The sequence below is a fragment of the Ruminococcus flavefaciens genome, assembly GCF_900116855.1.
Lineage (GTDB): Bacteria > Bacillota > Clostridia > Oscillospirales > Ruminococcaceae > Ruminococcus > Ruminococcus flavefaciens_R.
The window spans coordinates 1-12788 of sequence record NZ_UETD01000024.1 but is presented as its reverse complement, the minus strand read 5'-3'; the positions used below and the strand labels follow the sequence as shown (position 1 = coordinate 12788).

The following is a 12788-nucleotide window of genomic DNA, read 5'->3' as shown; positions in this document are numbered from 1 at the left end:
GTGATCATAAAGTCCTCATGATGAATAAGATACTCCGGCTGGGGATTTTTTGATGCTTCACATGATTCCTTTATTTTTTCAATTCCACGCCCCCATGATTCGATATATCCTGCACGATAGAATGTACTTGCTATCAATGGATTATAAGGTCTGGATTTGTGGGGCTTCATAAGATTCTCAACTGTCCAGTCCTCTGGGAATACGCAATCATTGGCTATCATTATCTTATCATCATATACCCTGATCTGTATAGGCGTAAGGGTTGCGTAATTCTTATGAGCAATGGCATTCAATACTGCTTCTCTCAAGCCTTCCTTCGGATACGGATATGTCTCTACCCTTGTTATATTATCGTAGGATATAATACCCTTAAGGTATTTCAGGTATATAAGGTCGATAACATTGTCTGCCTGTGAGATTAGTGATCCATGAACTTCATCCTGATATACTATGTCGGAATCAGACTTAAAATAACCGATCTTAATAAAAGAACCCGGTATCCACTTTTCAGGCTTATGATGAAACAATAGTATCGCTGCTCTTGTAGGAATATCATTATTAAGAAGATTAAGATTATCGAGAAGCTGCGGATTGTCCACACTTAACGCTTTAGAATCCATACGCTGACTGCGTTCAGCCTGTTCTCTGAATATATCAAAGCTGTCATGTCTGAAGTCTTCAGGCTTTATACCGTCTATCGGAACACTATCCCATGTAATGCCTGTCTTTTTCAATAAGAATTGATTAAGTGCAGGTCCGACTAACTGCTGTTTTGTGCTGCCCGATCTATAGTGATACTCGCCATGATACCAAGAGAAAAAACGCTCTCAGCAAAGAAAGAAAGACTATCTGGAATAACGAAAGGAAGATTTTATGAGCAAAATAGGTTATATCCGTGTTTCTACGGAGCATCAGGAAACAGCGAGACAGCAGGAGATCATGTGCAGTTATCAGGTTGACCGCATCTTCTCCGAGAAGCTGTCAGGAACAAACACCGACCGTCCTCAGCTCAGGGCAATGCTTGACTATGTGCGTGAGGGCGATACGCTCTACATCGAGAGTATCAGCCGTCTCGGACGCTCCACGAAGGACTTGCTGAACATCATCGACACACTCACCGACAAGGGTGTTACCCTCATCAGCCACAAAGAGAAGATCGACACCGATACGCCTACGGGAAAATTTATGCTCACCGTGTTCGCTGCCCTCTCTCAGTTGGAGCGTGAGCAACTCAAACAGCGACAGCGTGAGGGCATCGAGATCGCTAAGGCACAGGGCAAGTACACCGGGCGAAAGCCTATCCCCACCGACTGGACGAGGTTCGGGCAGCTCTATGGGGAATGGAAGTCGAAGAACATTACGGGCATGGACTTTACGCGGAGAATGGATATGTCAGCAAATACTTTCTACCGCCGTGTGCGTGAGTATGAACTCCGTCACGGCATCACCGAGCAGACCTCAGCTTGACCGTCTGGCGAACGGAAAAGTTCCTCAGTGCCGTCCAAGCCTGCGGAGCGGAAAACTAACCGCTGAAAAGAAAAAGCCCTCAGAAACGCTTACAGAGCGTTTCCGAGAGCTTGCGGTATTTGTTCCAATAGGGTTTGTGCCTGTTGTGGTATGCTCCACAATTCTGATTATGACTTGTGCGGAACGGAAAATGAGTGCGCCAATAGGCTAAACTCGTGTGACAAGCAAATAATCAATTAAACAATTTTTCCATCCTCAATACGGACGATTCTTTGACACTTACTTGCTATACTCATATCATGTGTAATTAAAATAACTGTATGTCCTGCTTCGTGAATATCCGAGAAACATGACATAATCTCCGAACTCGTCTTATTATCAAGTGCGCCGGTTGGCTCATCAGCAAGTATTACCTGGGTATCCGATGCTAACGCTCTTGCAATAGCACATCGCTGTTGCTGACCGCCTGACAATTGTGTAGGTAATTTGCTTTTCAGATTTGCTATTCCCACTCTTTCAAGGCAGTCCATTACAATCTGTTTTCTTTTTTTTATATTACGGGCAAGCAAAGGCATCTCCACGTTTTCAAACACAGTATACTTGTTCATAAGTGCAAAATTCTGAAATATGAAGCTTATATTTCTTTTCCTAAAGTCCTGCAGCTTGGATAATGAATAGTCTGAAACAACTTCATCGGCAAAGCGATACACACCAGATGTGAGTTGATCCATACCACCTATTATATGAAGAAGCGTGGATTTCCCGGAACCAGAAGTTCCTACAATTGCAACATACTCTCCTCGTTCTACTTTCATAGTGATACCCTGTAAAGCATGAGTACAATAATCGCCTTTACCGTAGTCCTTTTTTACATCTGTAAGCTCAATCATTTTGTCCTCCTATCATTTCTATCGGCGTTAGTTTATTTAGGAATCTTATAAGTAATATTGAAGATATTATTATTATACAGATAATAACAGCAAGTGAAATGGGGTAAGAATGCTTTAGAAGAAGCTTATTCACCACTTCCATCATATCATTTGCCTGAAACCACCATTTAACAACAAATAAGCTAAGTGGAATTGTTATAAGAAAAGATACAAGTGATAGGATAATGTTGCTTAGTATAAGCGACTTGCTGATTTCTGAAATTGAAAACCCAACAGAAAGCATAATACCCATTTCTCTTTTCATTATTAGCAATCTGTATATTTGATAGCATAACAGCATAAGAACGCAAGAAAAACATACTATTACAATTAACTTAGAAAGAATACTGTTTAATATGATCCAATCTTGTGCAGAACGTTCATATGACGTTCTTAAAGTCGTATATCTAACTTCGGTATTGTACTTGTCAGCTAATTCATATACGACATCTATAACTTGATCTATGCTATAATTCTCAGAAGCACAAATCCACATATCCGATGAACTTGGAGCGCCATCATAAAAAGACAAAATGCAGCTCTTGCAATCTATTGTATAATCCATGGCATTTAGATCAAATCCATATAGAAGTGTGTCGTTTATCCATCTTTGTGAACTATCGAGTATACCTGCTACTATGAATGTAGTGTACTTTGTTTCATATTCTGTACCAATAGGAATATCCGAGAAATATGAACCAAGATACATATATTCAACCATCTTACCATTCCGTAAAGAATAATCCTGTGACTCTGGTGTCGTTCCTTCCGCTAATTTTATATCGCATAATGTTGAAGCCGTCTTATTGATTTCTATAACCTCTAAGTAACCCTGAGTATTTTCTTTATAATTTTTTTGTATCTCGTATAATTCAGGAAAAGGATCTATTCCAAATGTTGTAGAACAACCAATTGCACTTATCTCCTGCTGCTTTGAAAGTTCATTCATAAAATCAGGATTATTATCATCCATTCGCAATACAGCAGTGTTATCTGCGCCTTTACACAATAATTCGTCAACCGATCTGTAAGCGTAATCATGACCTGCTTGAATCATTGTAGAGAAAATAATAAGTATTAAACTTATTATTAACAGAAGAATTGTTATCAGCGATTGTCGCATATGATTAATGATTGAGTCGACAGCAAATCTTATTATCATATTTATTCCTCTCTTATAGCGGAAATTGGGGCTGTTTTAGCGACTTCCTGCATTACGTTTACAGTGCAAAGTATTCCAATTATGAACGCTCCCAAAAGCACACCAACGAATTTTAAGATAAAGAATTTATCAAAAAACGACATATTGTCAAACACTAAGCAATACAGTACTTCTATAATCATCGAAACCATGATGGCAGGAACAGTCAATCGAAATATATCTTTTGTTACTAACAAAAAGATTTTTTTATTGCTGTATCCAAATGCTTTCCTGATTGCAATCTCTTTCTTTCTGCTTGAAATCCAGAGATAGGACAGACTAAAACAAGTGAATAACGAGAATATCATGCAAACAGTAATAAATATCTTATTGTAGAAACGATACCAATAGTTCTGGTAGTCACTAACTCCATATCTGGGAGTATATTTTTCACAAACAATTGACCGTTCATCCATATTCCTAAGAAATTTTTTATCTTCTCCTTCAAGCGTATCATCGCTGTATAAATTCACTTGTATATCGAATGATGAAAACATATCACTAATTTGCGAAAACAAGTATTGCTTCAATTCCTGATCACAGTTATCATAAATGAACATCATTGAATAATCAATAGATGCAGCGTTATTGTTGAGAAAAACGCCTTGTATAGGTACTTGTATACCTGATACATCGAGTTTATTTCCTTTATGATTATCAGTCAGATTAACTATGCTCTCTCCTACAATAAGCTGATACAAATTGTCATCTGGAGTATAACTTTTAGTATCAGTTAGCTGTAATTTAAAATCATCTCCAGTATTTATCACAATTTCGGGGAACATATCATCAATTTGATTGTTCACACATATTCCAACGTCCTCTATACTTGAATTACAATTCAGTTCTTTTAAACAATCTATAATATAACGAACAGTGTCGTTATATTCCTCCTTTGATAGCTTCTTTTCATTATAACTCAACCGATAGTATATCCTCTCAGAATAATTATTATTGCTTATATCTTCTTTTGTTACTCTGCTCGCAATGTCAATTGTATTTATCAAAACAAACGATGATATAATCAAACCTAATACAAACAAAATTCCAGTTATCCCAAAGCGATCAATAATACTTGTGTTTTTCATTTTATCACCTATAATGTTGAAATGAAAAGTGAGATGACATTGCTAATATTGTTACAATATCATCTCACTCAAAGCTTATGCTAAACGTTCTGAAAGAGTAGTCTCATCTGAACCGCAATGGATCTTTAATCTCGCATAATCAGCACCCCAACCACACGAGACTTTATTGCCGGATACCACACGTCTTGTGTTCCAGAGATAAACCTTGTCCAGTGTTTTTCCATCAGTTCCTGGCTGAACGTATACTTCAGAACCATACTGCTCAACGTACTGAGCATCAGAGCCATAAAGGTAGCCGTTATACCAAATCTTATCTGTCAGAACGTTCGGTCCTTCAACACCGCAAACCCAACCATCAAGATAAGCTCCACCATCTGAAACAGTACCTTCAGCAGCTGCTGAGGCTACTAAGGACGTAACAGCGGTAGCACATAAAGCGAGAGAAGTGAGAAAAGCAATTCTTTTAAGTTTCATAGTAAATCATCCTTTCGTAACAGTTAGTGATTGTAATTTGGAAACACACAGGATAAACTAAATAAATTCATAGATTAAGAGTATTAGCCGGCTAAAAGATACCTTTAATACTAAGAAATATAAGTAATCCTATTCCGTAATGTATTATCTCACAAACCAGAAAGGAAGTCAATAATTTTTCACTAAACGCTTCATATTTGCATTATTTGTCCATTCATAATCATTTAATTTCCAAACTCTATTGTTTTGAATTTCAACAACTACTCAACGATATGCATTGGCACTACACTAATTATAGCAAAGGAAGGTGAAAAAGTCAATATAGCTATAACAACATTATAAGCATTGTGTAAATATGATACTATTCATCCAATCAGATATCAAACTTGCATAATGTTTTATAAAATTCTTATTTCCCATGGGAAATAGTGGCTTTTTCCCTTTACTTTCTTCTCTTTCCCATCCATACAGTTCCCAAAGATGACTAAGCATATTTAAACAGTTTTCATATGTAGGTTCCAATAGTTGCGGTGTATAGGCGACATATCTGTACGTATAAGATAACTTAAACTTTAACACACAAAGGATAAATCTATATTATTCTCTTTTTGAATATACTCAAGACTTTTCTCAATTCTAGATTTATTGGCAAAAGCAAAATTCTTTTTGCATAAAGATAATAATAAAGAGTTAAGAAAAAACACATCTGATGAAGATAATTGTCTTATTTCCATAGTATATTCCTTATCACCGTTGAGCATATTTTTTACCTTTGGATCTTCGATTATACTTAAATCGCCAAAGCCTAAAACAGAATTGATTGTCGATGATAAATTAGAAAGCATTGTTCTGTACGGAGATACCTTTGTAAACAATTTAAAGAATACACTCATATTTATAATAGCCATATTCTTTGTAATTGGAAATAAGGAATAATCATGAATCGTAACCATTGAAGCAAGTTGCCATAAAAACTGATCGTTTGTTTTTTCTGCAACATCTAATAACATAAAGGCTTTATCAACACTTAATGGTCCTGAATACTTTGTACATCCTCTATCTGTTATCAAAAAGTCTTGTTTACAATTATTTGTCTTTACGATTACGGTATAGGAATGCATTATATTCTTAACATAAGAGAATAATCCTAAATTCTTCATTTTATTATTAACGTCAATAAGCTGAAGCATTTCATATTGATTCTTACAATTGAGTACTTCATTGATTCTACCATAAAAATCGCCTATCAACTTAATTCTTTCATCTCTTGGCATTTGTGAAATGATTGGATCATCTTCTAATTCTCTTGAGTTATACCTTAAAGCTGTTATGATCATATACTTTTTTAGTATAAACATTTCTTCCGAATTGATCGTTACCTTATAACGCGAAACCGCTAGTTTTTCATTTAAAAGCTTAGAAAACTGAAATTCTATTTTGTTACATAAGTCGTGTTCCACTTCATCAGGGTAATATCCCTTTTCAGAAAAAACAGAACGAGTATTTCTTGCTTCAACTTTCCTATTTTCAATATCACAGTATTGAATCATTCCGTTTTCACAGAAATGCTTTAATAAAAACTGAGGTATATAATGATTGTTCATCATTTAACTCCTATCTGTTATAGATTCTGTCACGTATATACTTTACAGGAACTACTACATTACACCAAACCTCATCTTCCAATGTATTTGTTGTTCATTCCCATCATAAATATAACCAAATCAAATTTACTGAAGTAATATTTGATTTGGTTATATTCAAAATTAATATCATAATTTTCTTTTATCATCTCTTTCTTCTATATCTCTTTCTACTGCGTTGCAAATCCAACTCAGCTGCAATCTTTTTATGCAATCCAAATCAATATCCTCTTTTTGAAGTAATAACGATATTTCATCTTTAAATTTCATTATAGAAGCCTCTGTATCCTCAGATAATTCATTATAATCAATAGTTAATAAAATATGTCGGAGATCATCCAATGTTTCAGCAGTGAACTCCGGAATATATCCAATAATCTTCTCTAGCGAGATTTTTTTAATTATCTCATTTGGATTATATTGTCGTATGTTATCATTCGAGATCTTGGTTATAATATCACCATAATTCAACGAATTAGGAAGCTCAATATGATTTTTTGTATAATTAAGCGAATCAAAAACTTTCTTTTGAATTTCTTGAAACTCATTAAAACCTTCCTTATCTTGTATAGCAATTGTACTCGAAAACAAGTGATTAGTTCTATTAAACTTGTTTCCTCTGCCTTTGAGATTAGCTATAATTTTATCTATTATTTTGTCGATTTTATCATTATGCATCTTTGCATCATATTTCAAAATAAGCAGATAATTTATAATACGGTCATAGTGCTTTAGGCTTATGTCAGAAACATTATCTAATCTGTTATAGATATTCTGAATAGCTATATTAAGCGATTTTTCCGTACTAACAAATAATGCATAAAGAACTTTCAAATCTTTATCATCATAGCCTGTTTTATCAACATAGATAAGATAATCATCATACTCTGCGATGGCCTTCATTATAGACTCTTGTGTAATAATTTGTGAATGGTAATAATAATAACAGAAACGCATCAACGGATAAATGCTATCTCCCGATAAATCAGCGTCCATTATCGAATTTTCTTTAAATTTTAAATCAGGATTTTCAAGACGCTTTTGTAAGTAATTCACCAATCCAACAAAAACACATTTCTTAAACTCATTATCAGCAGTTATGCTATATGTATTCATGTAGTTATAAATATCACACGCTTTTTGACATGCTACTATAACCTCACGGTAATTTATTATATCGTTTCTAATGATAGAACGCCTTGGTGCGGTGATAACACCTTTACATCTACTGAGATCCTCATTTTTAAACTTATCTATGATACTATCGATAGTTTCTTTAAAATCGGAATGAAATTGTATAGTATCAGATACAGACTTTTCTTTCGCTTTGATGTATTTTACTGCATTCTCTGAGTAAACCTTTTTGTATTCAGTTTTCTCTCTTCCACGCTCCTGTCTCTTAATTTCTTCGATATGGTAATTTAAAATTTCATTTTCATTTGTGACAAGCAGTATCTTTACACCGTCATTTTCACACATATTATTAATATAACCGAGCAATTCAATAATATCTATCTGAGTGCGCTCTATATCTTCCAATACTAATAGCTTTTTATTCAGATTTATCGAATCGTAAACCTTTTGCATTTGCTTATCCGATACTTGTCCTATATCATATCCGACTCTGCTTGTCATTGCATTAAAAACGGTCTTGGGAACTATAGAAGCAACTGTACCCGCCGTAGTCAATATTTCATGCTTTTTCTTAAATTTGAAAGATCGTAGTTCAGTATAAATTGCTTTACTAATCTCAGAAGTATCAGAAAGACCATAAAGCGATACAATAACACACTTATACTTACCATTATCTTTTTCTTCTAGGAAGGACTTTAGTTTAGTTTTGACGTAATAACTCTTTCCAGATCCCCATCCTCCAGTAAGCATAATCGCTCTACCTGTTATATCTTTTTTTAGGTAGTTGAGAATGAAGCTGTTCATTTCATCATATGTCATTACTCTTCTCCTTAAAAGCATTTACTATAGGCATAAAATTAATCTTACCAATTTCTAAATAATCTTTGCCACCATTTTTCAAACAATAAGCAATATATCTTAAATCTTTAGCCTTATCACATTCAAACGCATATTCCATTGTATTTAGACTATCATCCGCTTTCATACAAACTAGAAACTCATGTTTGGCAGTTTCTTGTCTTTCTTTAGATGTTTTATATAGGATATCTGCCGAAGCTTCACAAAGGCAATATACCGTCATATAGAATACTTCTTTAACAATATCTGTTTTTATCAAATCAGCAATTTCATTTATTTTTCTATATACTGTAGTTTTTATACTTGAATTATAAGATATTAAATCGAAAGTATCGTCTTTATAAATAATCATAAAAGTTGGCATTACATCTCTTTGTGTACTTATCATAACAGCGTGCATTAAAGTGAATTTTACGAATGGAGTTCCATCATAATTAAACAAATCTGTTTGCATAAAGTTCTTCAAAGGCATCCTACTTATTGTTTTATCATTTTCATCTCCAATTATTGCTGCTATATAATCGCCGCGTTCGAATTCATCTTTTTGTGGGTAATAAATATAATCATCCACAAGACGAATATCATGAACCTGTAAAATTTGAACTATTTCTTTAATTTTCTTTCTTAATTGGTTGCAAATATCACAAATCGCCCCAATATCCTGATACATTGCTTCCATAAAAGCATACATTACCGTTACTCCAGAATTTATTATATTCCATATGTTAGTATCATTTCCTTTTTCATAAAATGAATACTTAGCCGAAAAAAACACTTCTATAGGATTAATTTTCAGAAAAAACTCTTTCATTGAATCAATTATGTCCTTTATGGGAGTATCATTTTCAATTGAAAAATCCTCACTTAATACTTTCACTCCGCTACTTGGAGAGAATACTGTAATCTCAATGTGTTTTACTAGCTGAAATGGTTGTTGTTTGATAGTTTCATTGCGTTTTTCAACAAACCAATGATCGGTTAAGTATTTATCTCTATTTTTTTCATAGATACTATAATACTCCGTGTTTTTTAATGATTTTTGAATCACAAAAGTTATATTTCGATATTCTGAGAAAAAAGTATCTAAGCTTGAAATATTATCAAAGAAATTATTTTCTGTATTAAAGCGCTTTAAACTACTAACTGCACTATAAAATTTTTGAAATGCTGGAAATAATAAATTATCCATTTTTCTTCTCTCCAATCAAGTTTTTAATATCCCACTTTAACGCAATATATTCTCATCTAATTCGCTGAACTACCTCTTACCTTTATATCCATAAGCGTGGACCTTAAATTTTTCATTTCATTTATAGATCCGGTTTTTAATAATAAATCAATTACTGATGCTATTGAATTAATGAAAACAAAGAAAGAAAATGCTGTTAGTAATATAACTATAATTAATGCTATTATTTCCGTTGTAGATACCATACCTATCCTATCCTTTATTATATCAGCAATAAATTTTGCTATAGGTAATACAATGATCTCAGCATACCTTATTATTTTTTTCCTTTCTTTATTCTTAGAATTAATCCAATTATCACACTCGCCGATCAAATAATCTAATCTTTGAATTTCACTCCAATTCACACCGTTAATAACTAATTTTTCTTGTAATTCAACCAAAAAACTATCATATGCTTTAACTCTATCATTTGATTTTTTATATTTTTACGTTCAATTATGAATAACAGCATAAATAGCAGGGCAAATATAATAAATTCAATGTAAAGGAAATCTGGAATCTGAATAAATAGATTCACTATTCCCAATACAGAAAAAATAATTAAGCATATGTAAGTAACAATCAAATTATACTTAACATTAGTAACCTGTATACTTCGCTTTCTATAATCCTCTTTTTGCTTCAGATATAATTCAAGTATACGACAAACCATAAATCCTCCTCTTTTCACATCATTAGGCAACTAAAAACCTTCTGCTTTATTAGTGCAATCTGCTTAATCCTTCATATCACAAATATGCCTATCTGCTTGTTCTTTTCCGATACATGCTTACAATTCTAAAAAGCTCATTTATATAATGAGTAGTTATCGAGATCATATCCACATCTTATTAATTCCAAACCAATACGCGTCTTTTTAAACTCTTTACCTCCAATAGTAGTCGGAATAATAAAACTCTTTTCTCCACCCCTGCTTATTTGCATAGTACTTGCATTCGTGCACTCAACAAGATTATTAATTTGGAGAATCGTAATATTACTAAAATTATTCAAATTATTATCCGATACAAATTCTGCAAACTCTTTAATGTCATCGTAATACATTTTTTCTACAATATCAACAAGTCGCCAGAACATTTTTAAATCAATAAGATTCATTGATAACGATCGCATAAGATTAGATATGATGTCTATTTTCTCGTCTAAACTAATGGTATTTATAACATAAAGCAACCGTTTCATATTTTCTTTATATTTTTTTGAACCTTTTTGGAAATCACTTGTCAATTTAATTTTTGATTCCATATCGTCTATTTGCCCAGTAAACAATCGTATCAACTTAGTCATTATTATTCTATCAGAAATACTACAGGTTTTTTCAAAGGTATCTCTTACAGCACCTATATAAGGACTAAATTCGGATAAAATATCAATCGCAAATGATGTAAGTTCCTCTTTTTTCATTATTTTCTCCTTTTTATTACAGATACACAAAATATCATTAGCATTCAGCAACTATTTGTGTTCACGCAACTAGTATAATCCATATAATAATTATAGATCATTTTCAACTAAATTGCAATACTTTCCACGCGAAATTATATCAAATAATACTACTTTTGGTATTTTATCCAATATTCTCGTTCACTCCAAGAGTAACTACGCTTATAATTCTTACTTTTACATAGACAGTTATAAAGAAAGTAAGTGTAAAATAAAGGACGTATTCCTCAAAGAAGAAATCTGCTGTATAATAAAGTCTAAGCAGCTCCATAGACTAAATTAGAGTATCTAAAATAGTCTATGGAGTAAACTGGACTAAATTAGACATAGGAGGAATACGGAATTGAAAACAACGCCAGCTATTACCACTGTCAAGCGAGATGTACAGCTGCAGGAATGGACGGAGCAGATCAAAGCACAGCAGGAAAGTGGTATGACCGTAACAGCGTACTGTGCTCAGAACGGGATCAATATTAAGACATATTACTACCGTCTTCGTAAAGTTCGGGAGCAGTGTTTGGAATCTGAACCGGCAATAGTGCCTGTAGCTGTTCCAAGAGCGACATCTGATATTCGTATTGAGAAGAATGGCTTGCAAATATCACTTCCGTCAGATATTTCAGCAGATACTTTGCTTGCATTAGTACATGAATTATGCTGAATGATCTGTCATTAGATAAGCAGGTATATATCGTCACAGGGTATACAGATCTTAGGCGTTCAATAGACAGACTTGCAATGATAATAAAAGCACAATTACAGCTTGATCCGTATAGTACGGCGTTGTTTTTGTTCTGTGGCAGACGCTGCGACCGCATTAAAGAACTTCTATGGGAAGGTGACGAATTTCTGCTTTTGTAAATCTTAAACATTCTGATAATGTCATTATCTCAGGAAAGATAATAAAAGTTAGCAAAGGGCATCAAACTAATTATGCATATATAAAGGGATCCGACGGCAAAAGGTATACTGTAAACGAAAAAATGTATGATAAAATCGTCAACGCAGATAAAATCATTATTGAAGGCAATAGAGTTAAATTCACACCAAGCACCTCACATGGTACTTCTTATGCAACAAACATTTCTGTAGAATGAAGAACAATAGACTCTTTTTTATGTAACTCTTAAAGATATTAAGGCAGTGCCCCTTATTATCATAGGGGCACTGCCTATTCATTTCATCTTTATATACGACTTCTGCTCAATCTATTATTTCCCAATAACCTTTATGCGTAGTCCCCACTCTCCTTATTATCTTTTCATCCTTTAATCGCTTAACATAATACTTTACCCTATC

At 33.5% G+C, this 12788-nt stretch carries 13 protein-coding genes; 3 read left to right on the top strand and 10 right to left on the bottom strand.

From position 1 onward, the window contains the following. Nucleotides 1–734: ATP-binding protein (locus DSZ37_RS17395; RefSeq protein WP_278299191.1), on the bottom strand; the 734-nt coding region annotated here is incomplete at its 3' end. A 139-nt stretch (nucleotides 735–873) separates the two neighbouring features. On the opposite strand from DSZ37_RS17395, the gene DSZ37_RS17390 reads away from it, so the two are divergent. Further along, the gene (locus tag DSZ37_RS17390) at nucleotides 874–1467 is read left to right on the top strand and encodes a recombinase family protein (RefSeq protein WP_109728188.1); all 594 of its coding nucleotides are present in this window, start codon (nucleotides 874–876) and stop codon (nucleotides 1465–1467) included. A gap of 236 nt (nucleotides 1468–1703) precedes the next feature. Here the strand turns inward: DSZ37_RS17390 and DSZ37_RS17385 are convergent, their stop codons facing one another. The 9 genes from DSZ37_RS17385 to DSZ37_RS17340 all read right to left on the bottom strand — a co-directional run bounded on the left by DSZ37_RS17385 (nucleotide 1704) and on the right by DSZ37_RS17340 (nucleotide 11450). Beyond that, nucleotides 1704–2357, bottom strand: a complete 654-nt coding sequence (locus tag DSZ37_RS17385; protein WP_109728186.1) for an ABC transporter ATP-binding protein — start codon at nucleotides 2355–2357, stop codon at nucleotides 1704–1706. Then, complete coding sequence (locus tag DSZ37_RS17380) at nucleotides 2350–3558, bottom strand: FtsX-like permease family protein (RefSeq protein WP_109728184.1); 1209 nt, start codon at nucleotides 3556–3558, stop codon at nucleotides 2350–2352. Before DSZ37_RS17380 ends, DSZ37_RS17385 begins: the two co-directional genes overlap by 8 nt. 2 nt (nucleotides 3559–3560) lie before the next feature. Beyond that, complete coding sequence (locus DSZ37_RS17375; RefSeq protein WP_109728182.1) at nucleotides 3561–4685, bottom strand: FtsX-like permease family protein; 1125 nt, start codon at nucleotides 4683–4685, stop codon at nucleotides 3561–3563. A gap of 75 nt (nucleotides 4686–4760) precedes the next feature. Further along, nucleotides 4761–5159: a hypothetical protein gene (locus DSZ37_RS17370; RefSeq protein ID WP_109728180.1), complete on the bottom strand. Its 399-nt coding sequence runs from the start codon at nucleotides 5157–5159 to the stop codon at nucleotides 4761–4763. A gap of 572 nt (nucleotides 5160–5731) precedes the next feature. Continuing rightward, nucleotides 5732–6766, bottom strand: a complete 1035-nt coding sequence (locus DSZ37_RS17365; protein ID WP_109728178.1) for a DUF4238 domain-containing protein — start codon at nucleotides 6764–6766, stop codon at nucleotides 5732–5734. Nucleotides 6767–6931: 165 nt separating this feature from the next. Next, nucleotides 6932–8755 (bottom strand): P-loop NTPase fold protein, encoded by a 1824-nt coding sequence (locus tag DSZ37_RS17360; RefSeq protein ID WP_181380365.1) that lies wholly within the window; start codon nucleotides 8753–8755, stop codon nucleotides 6932–6934. Beyond that, complete coding sequence (locus DSZ37_RS17355; protein ID WP_109728174.1) at nucleotides 8745–9983, bottom strand: hypothetical protein; 1239 nt, start codon at nucleotides 9981–9983, stop codon at nucleotides 8745–8747. Before DSZ37_RS17355 ends, DSZ37_RS17360 begins: the two co-directional genes overlap by 11 nt. A gap of 56 nt (nucleotides 9984–10039) precedes the next feature. Beyond that, nucleotides 10040–10426: a hypothetical protein gene (locus DSZ37_RS17350; RefSeq protein WP_109728172.1), complete on the bottom strand. Its 387-nt coding sequence runs from the start codon at nucleotides 10424–10426 to the stop codon at nucleotides 10040–10042. 406 nt (nucleotides 10427–10832) lie between these two features. After that, nucleotides 10833–11450, bottom strand: coding sequence for a hypothetical protein (locus DSZ37_RS17340; RefSeq protein WP_109728168.1), 618 nt, complete (start codon nucleotides 11448–11450; stop codon nucleotides 10833–10835). Between the two features lie 382 nt (nucleotides 11451–11832). Here DSZ37_RS17340 and tnpA point away from each other — a divergent pair, with 382 nt between their 5' ends. After that, nucleotides 11833–12150: an IS66 family insertion sequence element accessory protein TnpA gene (tnpA, locus tag DSZ37_RS17335; protein ID WP_109728166.1), complete on the top strand. Its 318-nt coding sequence runs from the start codon at nucleotides 11833–11835 to the stop codon at nucleotides 12148–12150. Further along, nucleotides 12144–12350: an IS66 family insertion sequence element accessory protein TnpB gene (gene tnpB, locus DSZ37_RS18260; RefSeq protein WP_109728164.1), complete on the top strand. Its 207-nt coding sequence runs from the start codon at nucleotides 12144–12146 to the stop codon at nucleotides 12348–12350. The genes tnpA and tnpB overlap by 7 nt, the downstream gene beginning before the upstream one ends. Nucleotides 12351–12788 lie beyond the last annotated feature (438 nt).